The sequence below is a fragment of the Komagataeibacter xylinus genome (assembly GCF_031081985.1).
Lineage (GTDB): Bacteria > Pseudomonadota > Alphaproteobacteria > Acetobacterales > Acetobacteraceae > Komagataeibacter > Komagataeibacter xylinus_E.
In genome coordinates this window covers 120,572-137,553 of the sequence record NZ_JARWSK010000008.1, presented here as the reverse complement: position 1 = coordinate 137,553, position 16,982 = coordinate 120,572, and the positions used below count along the sequence as shown (strand labels likewise).

Annotated in this window: 11 protein-coding genes and 2 pseudogenes; 6 read left to right on the top strand and 7 right to left on the bottom strand. The window is 56.9% G+C overall.

What is annotated here, in order from left to right:
- The first annotated feature begins 147 nt into the window (after positions 1 to 147).
- A protein-coding gene (locus QEG70_RS14755; RefSeq protein ID WP_085948970.1) for an IS5 family transposase occupies positions 148 to 902 on the top strand; the annotation gives its coding sequence in 2 pieces (ribosomal slippage) (positions 148 to 487 and positions 487 to 902; 756 coding nt in all).
- Between the two features lie 397 nt (positions 903 to 1,299).
- On the opposite strand, the gene QEG70_RS14750 is transcribed toward QEG70_RS14755, so the two are convergent.
- On the bottom strand, positions 1,300 to 1,824 hold the full coding sequence (locus QEG70_RS14750) for a heavy metal-binding domain-containing protein (protein ID WP_180967616.1): 525 nt from the start codon (positions 1,822 to 1,824) through the stop codon (positions 1,300 to 1,302).
- 604 nt (positions 1,825 to 2,428) lie between these two features.
- Between QEG70_RS14750 and QEG70_RS14745 the strand changes: the two genes are divergently transcribed.
- Positions 2,429 to 3,847, top strand: coding sequence for an alkaline phosphatase family protein (locus tag QEG70_RS14745; protein ID WP_007396762.1), 1,419 nt, complete (start codon positions 2,429 to 2,431; stop codon positions 3,845 to 3,847).
- A 197-nt stretch (positions 3,848 to 4,044) separates the two neighbouring features.
- Here the strand turns inward: QEG70_RS14745 and QEG70_RS14740 are convergent, their stop codons facing one another.
- On the bottom strand, positions 4,045 to 4,482 hold the full coding sequence (locus QEG70_RS14740; protein ID WP_244192241.1) for an RES family NAD+ phosphorylase: 438 nt from the start codon (positions 4,480 to 4,482) through the stop codon (positions 4,045 to 4,047).
- 17 nt (positions 4,483 to 4,499) lie between these two features.
- Positions 4,500 to 4,865 (bottom strand): annotated as a pseudogene (locus tag QEG70_RS14735) (antitoxin Xre/MbcA/ParS toxin-binding domain-containing protein); the annotation flags it as partial.
- Positions 4,866 to 5,280: 415 nt separating this feature from the next.
- On the opposite strand from QEG70_RS14735, the pseudogene QEG70_RS14730 reads away from it, so the two are divergent.
- Positions 5,281 to 5,529: pseudogene (locus QEG70_RS14730) on the top strand (IS110 family transposase); the annotation flags it as partial.
- A gap of 29 nt (positions 5,530 to 5,558) precedes the next feature.
- Here QEG70_RS14730 and QEG70_RS14725 read toward each other — a convergent pair.
- Positions 5,559 to 7,331, bottom strand: a complete 1,773-nt coding sequence (locus QEG70_RS14725) for a diadenylate cyclase (RefSeq protein WP_308721322.1) — start codon at positions 7,329 to 7,331, stop codon at positions 5,559 to 5,561.
- A 41-nt stretch (positions 7,332 to 7,372) separates the two neighbouring features.
- Between QEG70_RS14725 and QEG70_RS14720 the strand changes: the two genes are divergently transcribed.
- The 3 genes from QEG70_RS14720 to QEG70_RS14710 all read left to right on the top strand — a co-directional run bounded on the left by QEG70_RS14720 (position 7,373) and on the right by QEG70_RS14710 (position 11,176).
- Entirely contained in the window at positions 7,373 to 8,326 is a 954-nt protein-coding gene (locus QEG70_RS14720; protein WP_308721321.1) for a patatin-like phospholipase family protein, read from the top strand.
- Between the two features lie 9 nt (positions 8,327 to 8,335).
- Positions 8,336 to 9,229: a nucleotidyltransferase domain-containing protein gene (locus QEG70_RS14715; RefSeq protein ID WP_308721320.1), complete on the top strand. Its 894-nt coding sequence runs from the start codon at positions 8,336 to 8,338 to the stop codon at positions 9,227 to 9,229.
- Between the two features lie 387 nt (positions 9,230 to 9,616).
- A complete protein-coding gene (locus tag QEG70_RS14710) occupies positions 9,617 to 11,176 on the top strand; it encodes an ATP-dependent nuclease (RefSeq protein ID WP_308721319.1) in 1,560 nt (519 codons plus the stop codon).
- 319 nt (positions 11,177 to 11,495) lie between these two features.
- Here the strand turns inward: QEG70_RS14710 and QEG70_RS14705 are convergent, their stop codons facing one another.
- From QEG70_RS14705 to QEG70_RS14695, 3 genes are read right to left on the bottom strand one after another with little or no spacing between them, the layout of a single operon-like run.
- Positions 11,496 to 14,663, bottom strand: a complete 3,168-nt coding sequence (locus tag QEG70_RS14705; RefSeq protein WP_308721318.1) for an error-prone DNA polymerase — start codon at positions 14,661 to 14,663, stop codon at positions 11,496 to 11,498.
- Positions 14,660 to 16,198, bottom strand: coding sequence for a Y-family DNA polymerase (locus QEG70_RS14700; protein ID WP_308721317.1), 1,539 nt, complete (start codon positions 16,196 to 16,198; stop codon positions 14,660 to 14,662). The genes QEG70_RS14705 and QEG70_RS14700 overlap by 4 nt, the downstream gene beginning before the upstream one ends.
- Complete coding sequence (locus QEG70_RS14695; RefSeq protein WP_308721316.1) at positions 16,098 to 16,874, bottom strand: ImuA family protein; 777 nt, start codon at positions 16,872 to 16,874, stop codon at positions 16,098 to 16,100. Before QEG70_RS14695 ends, QEG70_RS14700 begins: the two co-directional genes overlap by 101 nt.
- Positions 16,875 to 16,982 lie beyond the last annotated feature (108 nt).

The following is a 16,982-nucleotide window of genomic DNA, read 5'->3' as shown; positions in this document are numbered from 1 at the left end:
ACTCTGGTTGCCATGCGGCATAACCCTGACCTTCGAAGCATCTATCTTACGGCGTGTCGTCAGTTAAGCCCTGAATGTGGCACGTGTGGGTTGTACTTTATGGCTGCGTGTGCTGACTGTTTTCCCAGTTTTGGGGGAGACAGAGGGATGCGGCGCTATGGTTTACGCGATGACCAGTGGGAGCGGATAAAGGATCTTCTCCCCGGTCGTGAGGGTTATGTCGGCGGCACTGCGGCGAACAACCGTCTGTTCGTGGAGGCGGTACTGTATCGCTATCGCGCGGGCATTCCATGGCGCGACCTTCCTGCCCGTTTCGGGGACTGGAAAAACGTGCACCGGCGTCTGCGCCGCTGGTGTGAAAGCGGTGTCATCGAACGGATATTTCGTTATCTGGCCGCTGATCACGACAATGAATACATGATGATCGACAGCACAATTGTCCGGGCGCATCAGCATAGTGCCGGAGCTCTCAAAAAAGGGGCACGGATCAGGCCATCGGACGATCACGAGGCGGGTTGACTACAAAGATCCATGCCATCTGCGACGCTCTGGGCAATCCGGTGGAACTCGGCATCACACCGGGACAGGACGCAGATATCACCCAGGCGGAACCGCTTCTGGAAAACATCGACCCGGATGCTTTCCTTGCTGACAAGGCGTATGACGCGGACAGGTTGATCGATCGGCTGATACAGCGCGGGATTACCCTGGTCATCCCGCCAAAACGCAACAGAACAACACGACGGAAAACCGATTTTTCCCTTTACAGCGAACGAAACCTTGTTGAGAGGTTTTTCAATAAACTCAAGCAGTTTCGCGCTATCGCAACCCGCTACGATAAACTGAAGTCAACATTCCTTGCAGCCGTGCAGTTCGCCTCAATCATGATCCTGCTTAACTGACGACACACCGTAGCTGGGCACTTTTAAGGTGCGCCTTGGCGAAGCGCTTGCCGACTGTATGGACGAGGTCGGAAGACATCGAGTAGCCGCGTGTATGGCTTGCCCGAGCACCGTGGCTGACATCCTACAGCGCGGGGCACGGCGATCACGGCTTCATGGGACACGAGAGATGGGCGGACGGCCGTGTCGTTGAGACCGTGCGCGACTGGCGTACCGAGGAGATGTCGCTCCACGTCGTGCGCCTGACATATGCCACGCGCCCACGCGTGCGGAACTCGTGCAAAGCTTCATGGTCTACCTGACGAGACGCTGGATCGAAGGTTTCGTCGGAAGAGATGCGATGGACTAAGACCACGAACGTCCGCTCCCGAGCAGGTTAGACGGGCGGCGGCGCGTCTTAGATGAGGGAGATAGCGGACCAACTATATGGAACCAGCATGGTGCGGGTCCGTAGGGCGCCGAGCCTAAGCGCATTGGTGACGACCGTGAGTGGGATGGCAAGAGCGGGGGCCACGATCAGGCGGTGCGTGAAGTCCTTCAGCTCCGAATTGTCGTCAGGCTGTTCGGTCGGTTCCTCCGCCTCCAGCGCAATGCCGCAAAGCGCGCAGTTTCCAGGATGGTCCTGCCGGATCTGCGGACGCATGGGGCATGTCCAGATCGTGTGGCCACCAGTAGGCGGCCAGGCAGCGGTCTGGGGCGCATGGCGGTTCTGATCATGGCAGGCCATATCATGAATCGCCTGGTCGTGGCCCATTCCCTTCTTTGGTTCCATAGTATCGGGGCTGCTCATCGGCTGAAGTGTCATACCGCATATCGGGCATTTGCCGGGATGCGCTTCCCTGATGTCCGGATGCATCGGACAGCTCCAAACGGCACCAGATGTGGACGTATGCTGACCGTCCATCTGCTGTTTTCCTGACATGCGGTCTCTCCCGATGGACGCAACGGGTGAAGACGAGGAAGAAGAGGCGTCTCGGTCAGACATTTAGAATGTCATGGTACATCCGCAGTCGAGCCGAAGGAAGAGTAAAAGGTCTGAAGCCGTTACCCTATTGATTGGATATGAAAACGTGCCTCAAGGAGGCGTCATCGGTGTGGGACCCGATTTGGTCATGGCCAGTTTCTGCGACTGGATCTCTGTCTCTAACCATCAGGGGTTACGTGGCGTCGCCACGCGGGATATACTGTTGGGAGAAGGGCAACGCGGATATGCCGAGCTAGTGTCTGTACAGAAACTGCAGGCTTGTTCTCTACATTCTCTTGTGTCACCCGTTTAAAAAAGGGGATTAGCGGAGTTCCCACAAACTAGTGTATGAGTATAGCTGGTACTGTAACAATATTCGGGGGCTTTTGGCATTCTGTTGGGCGGGGCAGTCAGCCCGTGATCATTGGGAACTGGGACTTGATCAATGACTGAGACGTGGGTTTCGGGTCCGGGAGATTTGTATGATTTACAAGATAAAAGAAAATAACTTTCTGATATATGACTTATTAAATGGTGTAAAAAATAAAAGGAGTGGAAATCAATGGGTATTGAGCACGTAGTTGTATTAATGCTAGAAAATCGGTCATTCGATAGTATGTTTGGACAGTCGCCATCGTCCACCGATCCGATCGACCGACTAACGGGAACGGAGACTAATCCCTGGCATCATCCGGACGGCTCCGTCGAATCGATAGCCGTGTGGACTACGGACGGAACCGACCGTCAGGTGGTGCGCATTCCAGATCCTGATCCCGGTGAATCATTTAAAGACATTTACGAACAGATTCATGGACGCCAGGAAAAGGGCAGCTTGGCTTCGAAATTACCAGACATGTCAGGATTCGTAGATAATTATATGGCCCAGCCTGATCGCCCGGGTTCGCGTAGTCCTGAGTCAGTCATGCATTTCTTCACCCCCGATCAGCTACCTGTATTGACGACGCTGGGTCGGGAATTCGGCATTTCAGACCGTTGGCATGCATCTGCGCCATGTCAGACATGGCCAAACCGTATCTTTGCGCATACGGGCACGTCTGGTGGATGGGTCAATAACTATCCGGACAAGCTCCCGTTTGAAATGCCCACCGTATTCAACAGATTAAGGGAGGTTCATAAGGATTGGAAAATATATTTTCATGACTTTGCGCAATCGACGACTTTGTCCTCTCTTTGGGAATTCTCGCTCTCGAATTTCAAATATTTTGAGGAGTTTGAGAATGATGCGAGAAAAGGGACTTTACCCGCGTATAGTTTCATCGAGCCGCGATATTTTGCTCACCCCATTTTGAGAAAGATGCCCAATGACCAGCATCCGGCGCACGATGTCGTATACGGGGAGGAACTCATTGCATCGGTCTATAATGCGGTTCGCAATGGTCCCTTATGGGATAAGACACTTTTAATCATTACCTACGATGAACACGGAGGATGTTATGATCATGTGACTCCACCAGCAGCAGTATCACCCGACGATAAACATCAAGATGGTTTTAATTTTGATTACTTCGGTGTCCGTGTCCCTGCAATAATCATCTCACCATATGTAAAGCCGGGTCACGTATTCAGGCCACAAGGCAATACCCCTTACGATCATACGACAATAATAGCGACACTTAGAAAACTATTTGGTATTCGTTCTCTAACCAAACGTGACCAGGCAGCGCCGGACTTTCTTGATGAGCTTCTTAAAACACCTGACAATCAAGGTCCAAGCAGCGTTCAGGCTTCAACGTCTTATTCGATGCGTGATTCGATTGATGCCGTCAAAGAGCCTTTAAACAGCCTTCAGATCAGTCTGGCGCAGGCAGCTAGACAATTGCCAACCGCTGGCGCTGATCTCGCGCTTCACAACAAGCGCGTCGCGGCGATGACTACTGCTCAAACGTACCCGTCGACCGTTGGAGAGGCATCTCTCGAAATTCAGGCTCATATGAACGCATTTACAGGACGGAATGCATAATTGCCGCTTGGTTGTTTGTCGCTCCTCAAAAAGAGGGGCGCCCGTTGTTATGGTTGGTGGTCGACGTGACGTAATGGTCCCAATGGCTTCCGTTGGGACTTTTAACCGACTAATATCGTCGCAAGTCCTTCATTTATTCTCGGTTTACAACCATGACGTTGCGGTTGCTGGCAAACGCTTTTCATCGTCGATGACGGTTACGCGGGAGGGTAGACTGTCTGACCACTGCCAGAAGACCAGCTTCCTGTCATTTTCCATTGCTCCGGGGGCAAAACTCGGGACGATGATGCCAGCCACACCATTGGCTGTGAGCATTTTTGCGAGTTCCCACGAGGGCGGCATCTTGCCCTGATCGGCAAGATCTTCCCAGGGGCAGGGGAGGAGAAACCGAGATTATCAAGATTGGACGGGTCGGTCAGATCGAGGACGGGTTCGCTATCGACGTCATAGCCACAGATGGTCAAGGGCTGAGGCTTGAACGGGAAGCCTTGCTGGGCCTCGAGCCAGGCAGTCTCCATCCGCAGAGATGTGTAAAGGGTAGGTGTGCCGTCCAGGTTGAACCGGCCTCCATGAAGCGCCGCACCGTCGCCTGACAGTGGGGTGAAAGACCAGCGGGGATTATGAGCCCGGAACACCCGTCCGGTAAACCTCGCGCGTAACCGCCGGTTGCAATCCGATCGAGATAGCGCGCCGGACGGCGTCGGCGTATCTTTCCCGAACGAGCGCCTCGGCAGTCTGATCACCGAAGGAGGGCAGGGGCTGTGACCGATACCATGCAAAAGCCTGTTGGGCTGAGCCCGCCCATGGCCGGACACGATTGAGGATCTCGACCATGTCGCGCAGCCTCGCCTGGGTGGCGGGGCGGCCGAGGTGGGCACTTTTGGAGACGGCGTCGCGGGACAGGCCCAGGGTGGCAGCCAGTTCGCCACGAGTGATATGCAGCATGCTACTCAGCCGTTCGGCCGCGATCAGTCCGGACGGATCGTAGGCGTCAGTAGAGAAACGTGGTCTCGGACATGACAGGTTGCCTCATATATTGACCATAGAATGGGATTATATATGAGGCGGTCTGTCCATGACAAGGATTCCAATTGGGTATGCCCATGCGTTTTGGCATGATTACCTTGTCACGCGGCGAGACGGGGTATCTTGCTGTCCGCTAATCGCAAGTATCATTGGTTGCCTTCCCGAACAATCAAACTTGTAAATCCCATAATATTTGTTATGCCAACAAGGCGCGCTGATACGGCGTAGGTCTGAGACGCAGACAATGTCCTTAGCCGCTGCGTGACGTGGTTATTGATCGCCCCGAGAGTTTCTGTTTCCAGGCGTGGATCGTGTCTGTTGATTTTCACTGAGAACTGATGGTGTGGACGGCTCCCTGTGGTCCTGAGAGGATGCTGAGGAGTTGAATGTCAGTGAAGGAAACCATCATGCGTCAGTTGGTCCGTATCGGCATGGATACCTCGAAAAAAGTGTTTCAGCTCCACGGCGTGGATGCCGAAGAGCGGGTTGCGCTAAGCCGGAAACTGAGCCGACATCAGATGATCCGGTTTTTCGAGAAACTTCCGCCGACAGTGATTGGCATTGAAGCTTGTGGGGCTTCCCATCACTGGGCCAGAACCCTTGGTGCGCTTGGCCACGAAGTGAGGCTGATGGCGCCACAGCTTGTCAAACCGTATCGCGGCGCTGCGCTACTGAAGTCGTTGCCTTAACGGCTAACAGCATCATCGGCTAACAGGTACGTCGCATCGAATGCCGGATGGGGTTCGAACCGCCGCGTCTGAATTATGATTCGACCGACCTCGGCTGGCTCGTTCTCGATCCGATCCAGCGCTTCGTTCACGATCCGACATTGCTCGGCATCAAGGTAGAATCGATGTTCGTCCAAGAACGATCGCGCCTTATGGAACGTGTTGAACGTGGCGCTGGCAATCTCTGCCACGGCCGCCTCGATACGGCTCCGGAGCACGCGGGGACGATGGAGTGGGATGACGTCGAGGGTTCGATCCTCCGAGATGACGAACGCCATGCGCGGCACAGCGCCAGCGGCGACGTATCGTACCGCAGAGTTGTAGCGGGCCCCGCGCGACGGCGTGCTTTCTTCACTCGCCGGACCGTCGAGGATGACGCCGATCGCATGGCAGACGCCGGCCGGATCAGCAAGGATGGTTCCGTCAATCGCCGTAGCGCGCTCGAGTAGCTCCTTGGTAAGCGGGGTTGGAACGATGTTTGTGCCCTGCCGCGCCAGACGCTCTGCTTCGTCCTTCGCGTCGCTGGCTATAACTAGCGAGCTGCCGTGGCGCAGTTGTGCGAGCAGATCGAGGACGATGCGGAAGCGGGCGATGGCTGGCTCGTCGATCCCGGGAAAGACGCGCTGCATGTTGTCGATGAAGCGCTCCTTGCCCATCGTTTCCTGCGGCAACTGCACCTCGCCGAAGCGGCAGCGCATGAGCACCAACTCGCCGCGACGCAGGTTCCATTGGTGATGATCAAGGAACTCGATCGAGAATGGCGGAGCACTGACATCGGAGACTGTACCAAGTCCCGATATCGTGTCGTATTCGGCCACCAACGCTGACGGTCCGGTCGCCATCTGCAGCAACTTGCGCGCCCAACGCGGCTCTGCGAGTCTTACCGGCTGCGCTAGGCGCAAGACATACTTGACGTTAGGATCGTTGGCCGCCGCCAGCACGAGCCGGCCGATGCCAATATCGCCTTCGTATCTCTGCTGCGACAAGCGGTTTACCGCTTCGAATAGATCCAAGTCGCAGAACTTGCCGGCGATGAACGGCGAGCACATGAAATTCGAAGCGGCCCGCCGGATGATCTCTTCCGGCGATCGAAGACCATTGTCGCCGATCCTCCGTCCGGGTTCAGGCTGCCCAAGGCCGTGCCGACTCTCTTGGAGAAACACGTTAATGCAGGCGTGGATAAGGCTCGTTTCGTAGACCTTGCGCTGGTAGGCCATCGACACCGACGGGAACTTCCTGAACAGGCGGTCGGGTAGTTGCAACACGCAAACCACGTCATAGTCGTCGACCGAATGGGCCGTACTGCAGAAGCTCTGCCAGCCGGCCATCTGGTCGGCTCGGTCAAGCGCGCGCTTGACCTCGTCGGCGATGGTTTCCTGTCTGATGCGCTCGGGTTTTTCTCTGTTCGCGCGTTCGTCGCCGTAAACCATCATCTGATCGGGGTGTGCGGGGATTGCTTGCTCCACCTTGGCTGGTAAATTGCTGAAGAGGGCCAATGGCCAGATCCCGTCCTCCGGCTCGATGCAGACGGGGTGTCCGGGCGGGAGGCCCGGACGTCGCATGCCGACGAGCAGGACTCGCAGTTCGGTTTCAGCTCCGATCAGCTGGAAAATGCTCTTGGCCCGGTATTCGAGCTGAGCGCGAAAGTGGGTTTGGTACCCCCACATGAAAAGGTTGATTGTATTCGACATGGTCGGGATAGTTTTGCAGGCGCGGCGCGCGATGCTCAAGCGGTTCCTTCTGCCAGCAAAGTTTGCTAGAAGAAAACGTGATGACCGATGAGTCCCCTCAGAGCGCGGACGCGCCCACACCGTTTCGCATCCTAAGCTTGGATGGCGGCGGCGCGAAGGGCTTTTACTCGCTCGGCGTGCTGCGTGAAATCGAGGCTCTTGCGGGCAAGCGGCTGCACGAGGTTTTCGACTTGATCTTTGGCACCAGCACGGGCGCGATCATCGCCTCGCTCCTCGCACTAGGCCGCTCTGTCGAAGAGATCCACGCACTCTACGTCGAGCACGTCGTCAAGATCATGAGTCGCCAATCCTCCGCGGACAAGACGGCGGCTCTGAACACGTTGGCCCGCGAGGTGTATGCCGACACGAAGTTCGAGAGCATGCGGACCGGCGTAGGGATCGTCACGACCAAATGGGACATCGAACGACCAATGATCTTCAAGGGTCAACCCGCCCAGGCGCACGGCCGCCGCGGCACGTTCGTCCCCGGCTTCGGGGTCCCCATAGGCGAGGCTGTGGTAGCATCCTGTTCAGCCTATCCTTTTTTCAAGCGCAAAATCCTCACCACTGCCGCTGGTGACCGAGTCGAACTCGTCGATGGCGGCTACTGCGCCAACAACCCGACTCTTTACGCGATCGCCGACGCGCTGGGGTCGCTGGCTCAGCCGCGGTCAGCGGTGCGTGTGGTCAGTGTGGGCGTCGGCACCTATCCCGAGCCTAAGCCGGCCTTCTTCAGCAAGATGGCGTTCGCTAGCCGACTCTTGAGCGTCCAGCTTCTTCAAAAGACGCTTGAGATCAATACGCAGTCGATGGACCAGTTGCGGGAGATCCTGTACAGTGACATCCACACTGTCCGGATCAGCGACACGTTCGCGAACCCCGAGATGGCGACTGACCTGTTCGAACACGACCTGAACAAGCTCAATCTACTGCGTCAGCGCGGCGCTGAGTCGTTCGCGAAGAATGAGGCTGCCTTGACGACACTTCTGACGTAAGCTCAGACCATGAGCATATCGGAAAAGCAGCTCGACATCTGGTCGCGGCAAGGCTCCATCATCCAGTCGGCGGCGACGTACCAGGCGCTGCGTAACGTGTTGGAGCGTGATGACGCGCTCTACGCGCACCGAAGCTACTCGACCTTCCTGCAGGGGTCTTATGGCAACGACACCAATGTATATGCCGACAGCGATGTCGACATTGTCATGCAACTAGATTCGGTCTTCTACACTGACCTGTCCGAACTTTCCGCGAGCGATAAGGCCAATTACGAGACCAATCGCTCACCGGCGCAATATAGCTGGACCGAGTTTCGTAAAGAGGTGATCGCGCAGCTCACCAAAGCCTATGGCTCCGCCGTTCAGCCCGGCTCGAAGGCGATCTACGTCGCGGGGAATGGCGGACGTCGTGATGCCGATGTGCTGCTCGTAGCGGAGTTTCGCCGCTACTTTCGCTACGCCAGCCCCTCCGATCAGCGCTACGCCGAGGGCATCTGTTTCTGGCTCCGTGACGGGATACAAGTTGTTAATTATCCGAAGCAGCATTCGGTGAACTGCACCGCCAAGCATCAGCGTACCAGATCTTGGTTCAAGCCGATCGTTCGTATCTTCAAAAATATGCGCAACGCTATGGTCGCTCAAGGCCGATTGGCGGACGGGATCGCGCCCTCCTATTTCGTCGAAGGCATGCTTTATAATGTGCCTGACGCCAACTTCGGGTTAAGCTACTGCGCCACGCTGATCAACGTGCTCAATTGGCTGAATGGCTGCGATCGGGCAAAGCTCGAATGCGCCAACGGGCAGTACTTTCTCTTTCACCCAACGTCGCCGGCTACGTGGCGTCGTGAGCAGTTCGAGATATTTTTGACGGCATTGATTAATTTCTGGAACGACGGAGACTGAGCAAGTGGGGCTTCTCCCGTTGAGGCGCTTTCACCAACTTTAAGGGCCGCCAGAGGAAATCGACCAGCGAAACATCACCAGGTGAACCAATTCCGCATTGGGGGGAGAACCGAATGTCCGATTCAGGGCAACGGGACAAGGAAAGCAGTCATTCAAGCAATGTGCATTGGAGACGGTCGCGCTCATCTGAGCTATGCGAGATGCCAGCCTCCTAAGGGCGGATAATGCGTCATTTGCGGATTACAAGCAGCATATTGACCTGTCACAGGTCATGAGCCTCCTCCCATGGGGAGCATCATGCTACGCCGAAATGCTCATACTTGAATTTCCAAAAAGGCTCGAAGGGGGTATTGTCGCTCTGGAAGAGAGAAATTAGAAAGATTCAAAATGTCAGCGTCGCAGCAAGTAATACATTACTTAAAAATAGATCACCTCAAGGGCATTAGGAATCTTCAAGAAATAAGATTCGATGAAAAGAATTTAACTTCTATTGTTGGAGTGAATGGATCCGGAAAATCAACCATCCTTCACGCTTTAGCTTGTTGTTATAAGCCAGAAGATGAAAAAACTCAAAGAAATTGGAAGTTTAGTGATTTTTTTACTCCCACAACACACAGTACGTGGAAGGGTAGTGAATTTACAATGGTCCATTCTTATCGGGAAGGGGAGCAGGAAATTAAACATGAAGAGACCACTTATAGAAAAATGACTGATCGATGGTCTCCAAAATATATTCGTAGACCGGAAAGATTTGTAGATTTTATTGGAATTAAAACATGCGTTCCGCGCATTGAAGAGGAAAGAGCAGCGGGAACAATTAAGTTCAGCACAACAAAACACAAGGATTCGGATTTAATTATATCCGAGATGAGTTCTATTTTTAATAAAAATTATGATGAACTAAGCATTCATGTAACAGCAAATAAAAAGATGGTTCTTGGATTATCATTAAAAAGCATAAAATATTCCTCTTTAGCTATGGGGGCTGGAGAGCAAAGAGTTATACAAATATTATCATCAGTATTTACTGCGCCTAAATATGGATTAATTTTGATAGATGAAATAGATCTTCTTCTTCACACAGATGCATTAAAAAGGTTACTTAGGTCCATTTCCGGAAGGGCATCATCCAAGAATTTGCAGGTAATTTTCACATCACACAGAGAGACAATACTTACTGAAACAGACATTGTTAGCATCAAGCATCTTCAGACAATTGAAATTAAAGATTCTTCTGTAGCTGTGGGCGATGCGACGAATGCAATAAAAGCAAAGACTTTATGTTTTTCGAATACTACGCCAGATATACTTTACAGACTTACAGGAGATATGGCAAGAACATTTGAAGTATTCGTTGAAGACGATGTTGCCAAATCTATTATTGACTGGGAAGCTTCTAAGTTAAAAATAAAAAGACATGTAAATACCGTTTTCTACGGATCAGCAAGTAATTGTTTTAGCGTTGTGGGAGGGCTTGCGCTAACAAAAAAATATGATCCTGAAAAACAGCTTTACGTTTTGGACGGAGATGTTCTCTCGAAGGAAGACGAAAGAAAAACGCAGTTAGAGAAAGTAGTCAGTGGGACTGAAGAGGGGCGCGAACAATTTAGAGAAAAATGTGTTAATGGTATTAGACAATTTAACCCTTCTTCCGATTTTGGTTTATCCCCAGAGTCTCAGATACATCATATGATAAGAAGTTTAAATCCAGATGATCTTTCTGGTAATGATCGAGAAATTTATGATATATCTTCCAATATAGAATATGAAAAAGATAAGCATTATCTCATAGGAAAAATAATAGATACTTTAAATGTGGAGAGATCTGTAGGATTGTCCCAAATTATTGATTTGGCTGCGAAGTCAAGTTATTGGGATACTTATACACAACAAGTGCGCGATTGGTTAAATCACGCGGCCACTATCGTTTCTCAACCTGCCGCATAATAAATTCCGTCCTTAAGATTGGAGAGTTCGAAAAACTCTCCTTTCATATCGAAGACAATTATAACCAATTAACATTTAAAGATATGTAAAATTCCTGATAGGGTTTTTCGAACCCTCCAAATGGAAACGGTCGACTTTGCTCCATAATACTATCTTCTGAACTGCTGCAGTGTGCAGCAGGGATGGTACTTTGACTATCAGATGCAGGGTGAATTATTGCGAACTGTCCGTTAACGGGAACACATACTATTGTGCTCTATGTCTGGAGTGAGGGCGTAAGCAGACATCACGAACTTGGATTATCCTGCTGACACAACATTCAATGGAAATTCCGGGCCTTCACAATGATATTTTCGGAAGACCTGCCCTGATCGAAGTCTGGAAGTATCTGCGACGACCGATTTCCCACATCGGCCAGCAGGAAGGAGAGATCCACAATCTCACGCGTCACGAGATGCACCACCTCCCCTTCTTTCTGCAGCCGCCCGACAACCCCCAGCATCTGGCCCGACAGGACCACACGACGACAGCGCTCGAACATATCGGGCCAGATAATCACGTTGATCGCCGCCGTCTCATCCTCCAGCGTCATGAACACCACGCCCTCGGCCGAACCGGGCCGCTGACGAACCAGTACCAGCCCAGCCACCGACAGGCTGCTCCTGTCCCGTGCCTCGAAGGCCTGCCGACACGTCACCATCCCACGCTCGATAAGATCGGCACGCAGGAAGGCCAGGGGATGATCCCGCAGGGTCAGGCCGGTGCGGTTGTAATCCCGTGCGACCTCGGCCCCGTCCCGCATGGGCTGGAGCAGCACATCAGGTTCTTCTGCTTCACGCACGACAGCGGCTGCAGCAAACAGCGGCAGGGGTTCGTCACGTAGTGCTTTGATCGCCCAAAGCGCCTCGCGCCGGGCCAGACCCAGTCCCGGCCGGAAGGCGTCCGCCTCGGCCAGATGGGTCAGGGTCACCCCCTTCACCCCTGCCCTACGCCACAGATCATCGACCGAGGCAAAGGGCCGGTCGCCCCGCGCCGCCACGATGCGGGCCGCATCCTCATTGGCCAGCCCTTTCACCAGGTTCATGCCCAGGCGGACGGCAAACAGCCCGTCATCCCGCTCCGGGCCTTCCAGCGTGCTGTCCCAGCGCGAGGCGTTGATGCAGATCGGCCGGATCTCGACCCCATGTTCGCGCGCATCACGCACAAGCTGCGCCGGGGCATAGAATCCCATGGGCTGGCTGTTCAGGAGTGCTGCCAGAAATACATCCGGATGGGCACATTTCATCCAGGATGACGAATAGGCGAGGATGGCAAATGAGGCGGCATGGCTTTCGGGAAAGCCGTAACTGCCAAACCCCTCCAGTTGCTGGAAGATGCGCTCGGCAAAGGTCTCGGGATAACCGCGCGCCGTCATCCCCTCGATCAGGCGCGTGCGGAAGCGTGAGACCGTGCCGGTATTCTTGAACGTCGCCATGGCCCGGCGCAGCTGGTCGGCCTCGGATGCCGAAAACCCGGCACACACCATGGCCACCTGCATCACCTGTTCCTGGAACAGCGGAATGCCCAAGGTCTTCCTGAGCACCTTTTCGAGTTCCGGCGTCGGGTAGATTTCCTTTTCCTGCCCGGCCCGCCGGCGCAGATAGGGATGCACCATGTCGCCCTGGATGGGGCCGGGCCGGACGATGGCCACCTCGATCACCAGATCATAGAACACCCGGGGCCTGAGACGCGGCAGCATGGACATCTGCGCCCGGCTCTCGATCTGGAACACCCCGATCGTATCGGCCTTCCGGATCATGGCGTAGGTGCGCGGGTCCTCGGCCGGGATGGTCTGCAGCGTGTAATGCTGTCCCTTGTGTTCGCCCAGAAGGTCCAGCCCCTTCTTCATGCAGGTCAGCATGCCGAGTGCCAGCACATCCACCTTCATGAATTTCAGGACGTCGATATCATCCTTGTCCCATTCGATGATCTGGCGAGCGTCCATGGCCGCTGGTTCGATCGGTACCAGCTCATCCAGTCGGTCATGGGTCAGGACAAACCCGCCGGGATGCTGCGACAGGTGGCGCGGCACGCCGATCAGGCAGCGCGCCAGATCCAGCGTCAGCCGGATGCGCCGGTCGGACAGGTCGATCCCCGTCTCATTCAGCGCGTCCTCATCCAGCTTCCGCCCCCAGCCCCAGATCTGGCCGGACAGGGTGCGGATCAGGTCTTCGGGCAGGCCCATGACCTTGCCGACATCGCGCAGCGCGCCCTTGGCGCGATAGCGCGTAACCACCGCCGTGAGAGCGGCGTGGTTGCGGCCATAATGACCGTAAATCCACTGGATCACCTGCTCCCGGCGCGCATGCTCGAAATCCACGTCGATATCGGGTGGCTCACGGCGCTCTTCGGACACGAACCGCTCGAAGAGCAGTGACGTCCGTGCCGGATCGATGGCGGTAATCCCCAGCACGTAGCAGACAGCGGAATTGGCCGCCGATCCCCGCCCCTGGCACAGGATGCCCTGCGATCGGGCGTAACGGACGATGCTGTGCACGGTGAGGAAATACGGCGCGTAATCCATGCGCCCGATCAGGGCGAGTTCATGGGTGAGGGTTTTCCTGACCTCGGGGGGAATGCCTTCAGGATAGGCCGCTGCCGCCCCTTCCCAGGTCAGGGCTTCGAGCGCCTGCTGCGGCGTCTGGCCCGGGACGGAGACCTCATCGGGATACTGGTAGGCCAGGTCATCAAGGCTGAACCGGCAACGGGCCACGATCTCCATGGTCCGGGCCATCGCTTCGGGATAGCGGCTGAACAGCCGGGCCATTTCCGCGGGCGGCTTGAGGTAACGGTCCGCATGGCGCTCGCGGGCAAAGCCGGCTTCGTCGATGGTGGTGTGGTTGCGGATGCAGGTCACCACATCCTGCAGGATGCGCCGGTCATGGGTGTGGAACAGCACGTCATTGGTCACGACCGCTGGCACCCGCGCCTGCCGGGCGAGGTTCGCCAGTTCATACAGCCGCATCTGGTCATTGGGCCGGCGCCGCAGGGTCAGCGCCATATAGGCCCGATCGGCAAAGACGTCCTGCAGCTTGCGCAGATGCAGGGCGCAGGCATCATCCGCCGTATCCGGGAGCAGGATGACAAGGAGGCCCTCGCCCCATGCCACCAGATCATCCCAGAGCAGATGGCATTTCCCTTTCCCGGCCCGGGCCTTGCCAAGGCTCAGCAGTCGGCACAATCGGCCATAGGCAGCCCGGTCCATCGGGTAGACCAGCACTGGCGCGAAATCGGCAAGGTCCAGACGGCAGCCCACGACCAGGCGGATGCCCGTCTCTTTGGCCGCGACATGGGCCTGCACCATGCCTGCCAGCGAATTGCGGTCGCAGATCCCCAGCGCTTCAATGCCAAGGGCCTTTGCCTGCTCGAACAGTTCAATCGGTGAGGATGCGCCGCGCAGGAACGAGAAGTAACTCGTCACCTGCAGTTCGGCGTATGGCACGCTCATTCAAAGAGACCATGCAGGAACCAGCCCTGCGAACCGGTCTCTCCATGTTCGCCATCCCCTGTCCGGTAAACCCAGAATGTCTCGCCGCTGGTATCCTCCACCCGGAAGTAATCGCGCACGGTGGTCAGTTCGGCATCCCCTTTCCACCATTCGCCAAACACGCGCTCAGGGCCATCGGCGCATCTGATCCGGCGGCGGATACCACGCCAGATGAAGAAGACCGGCGGATGGTCGGGCAACACCGCCATGGTCTGGATCGGCTCGGGACGGGGCAGCAGGCGCGTGGGGCGCGGCCAGTGATCAGGCCAGTCCCGTGTATCTTCGGGTGCAAGGGCAGCCACGCGGCAGACGGCCCGCTCTGGCACGTCGCTTTCCACCGGGGCGAAGCGATACAGGGCCTGCGTGCCGACACGATTGGCCAGGGTATCGATCAGGTCGGAGACGTCGGCCTCTTCTTCCTCGATCAGGGCGGATACACCCTGGCGGTGCAGGATCGGCTCGGCCAGCGACGCGGTCAGCACCATGCGCTCGATCCCGAAGCCCGGATCGATGGTCTCGATCCTGTCACAGAGCAGACGGGTCAGGCGTCTGACATCCCGCACCGGCATGGCCGTGGCCACGCGGATGGCCTCGGTGCGGCTGTCCACCCGGTGCAGCAGCAGGTCAAGGCGGCGCACGCCCTGCTCGCGTTCCTCCAGCCCGGCGCACAGGGGTGGCACGAGTTTGGTGATGTAGCGGGCTATGGTCTCGGCGGCGCTGATCGGTTCGGCAAAGTTCCGGCTGACCTGCACCGGTGCCTGCAGCCGGACCGGGACAATGGCTTCTGCCTGCCGTCCGAAAGCCTGGTCCAGCCTGCGGGCGACATCCGGGCCGAAGCGCAGGGCCAGCGGCGCGCGCGGCAGGCCGGCCAGCGGCCCGATGCGTGACACGCCCAGTCCATGGAGGCCATCAATGATATCCGCTGGCAGGCGCAGGGCTTCGATGGGCAGGTCGGCAATCGCTGCCGCCGTCTCACCGGGCGGCACGAGGGTGATGCGTCCCCGGCCATAGCGCGCCAGCGCATGGGCGGCACCCCACGTATCGGCAATCGCGGCCCGGGCCGTAATCCCGGACTCCTTCAGGCGTGTGACCATGTTCTCCAGCATGACGGCCTCGCCCCCATGCAGGTGATCGGCACCGGTCGTATCCAGCACGATGCCGTCTGGCGGATCGGGGGCCACGATGGGGGCGATGCGGTGCTGGAACCACAGCGCCAGCCGCTCCAGCCCTGCCCGGTCACCGTCCGGGTCGGCATCCATGATGAGCAGATCGGGATGGAGCGCCTGCGCTTTCGCGACAGGCGTGCCGGGACGCAGGCCCAGCCTGCGGGCGGCGAGGTCTACCGACAGGATGACCCGTCGCCGCCCTTCCCGTCCGGCCAGCACCAATGGGCAGTCAGGCGCGGGCACGTCGGTGCCCAGCCGCTTCCTGATCCGGTCTGTCGGCCAGAGCGGCAGGTAGAGCGAGACGACACGGTGCCAGTCTCCCTTTGGCATCACAGGCCTCCACTTCGAAATCGGCGCATTCGCCCGCGCGGGCACGGATGAGTTCCAGCAGCCAGCGGGACCGGCCGACGCCGGGCACTGGCAGCGGCACGGATGGCAGGACCGAGACCCGCCACCGCGTAACCGAAGCCGTGGGCTGGCCGAAGTCGGCCGCATCCGTCTGTCGCCGCCAGCGCCGTATGGCGATGCCCAGCGCACCGGATGTCTCGGCCGCCAGCTGCAGGCGGCGTGACGCTGTCATGGACAGGCGGGCGACCTCGGCGACAACCGCGCCCAGCCCCTGATGGCGCAATGCCTCCTCGAAACAGGCCAGGACATCGACGTCCGAACTGGCCGCGACATAGATGGTCCGTCGCGCCGACAGGCCGACCTGCTGCAGTGCCGGGGCATACAGGTCCTGACGGGTGGCGATCCACAGCACCTTGCCCCGTGTCCGCGCTGCGATCCCGGCGGAAAACAGACCGGACGCTGCTGCATTCAGGGCGTCATGGCCGCCACCTGCCACCTCATGCAGCGCGCCCAGCGCCATGCCGCCATCCGGCAGGCGACCGTCAATCTCGGGCATGCCGAAGGGCAGCACGCCCCGCCTGCGTCGACCCTGGCCTTCAAGACGGCTGACCTGTGCTCTCAGCGCCTCCAGCGCGGGATGGGGTTGGGATGCGGGCATGGGGTCGGACAGTCCATTCGGGTGTTTCTGGCATGGAATCAATGATTGTGTTCGTTATTTGTTCTGGTACGGTGACGAATGTCAACCCATCCTGGAAGAGCGACTGTG

What these genes read in the sequence shown, in the direction of transcription:
- QEG70_RS14720 (WP_308721321.1), top strand. Translation starts at nt 7,373, where the DNA reads ATGACCGATGAGTCCCCTCAGAGCGCGGACGCGCCCACACCGTTTCGC.
- QEG70_RS14710 (WP_308721319.1), top strand. Translation starts at nt 9,617, where the DNA reads ATGTCAGCGTCGCAGCAAGTAATACATTACTTAAAAATAGATCACCTC.
- QEG70_RS14715 (WP_308721320.1), top strand. Translation starts at nt 8,336, where the DNA reads ATGAGCATATCGGAAAAGCAGCTCGACATCTGGTCGCGGCAAGGCTCC.
- QEG70_RS14700 (WP_308721317.1), bottom strand. Translation starts at nt 16,198, where the DNA reads ATGCCAAAGGGAGACTGGCACCGTGTCGTCTCGCTCTACCTGCCGCTC.
- QEG70_RS14705 (WP_308721318.1), bottom strand. Translation starts at nt 14,663, where the DNA reads ATGAGCGTGCCATACGCCGAACTGCAGGTGACGAGTTACTTCTCGTTC.
- QEG70_RS14745 (WP_007396762.1), top strand. Translation starts at nt 2,429, where the DNA reads ATGGGTATTGAGCACGTAGTTGTATTAATGCTAGAAAATCGGTCATTC.
- QEG70_RS14695 (WP_308721316.1), bottom strand. Translation starts at nt 16,874, where the DNA reads ATGCCCGCATCCCAACCCCATCCCGCGCTGGAGGCGCTGAGAGCACAG.
- QEG70_RS14750 (WP_180967616.1), bottom strand. Translation starts at nt 1,824, where the DNA reads ATGTCAGGAAAACAGCAGATGGACGGTCAGCATACGTCCACATCTGGT.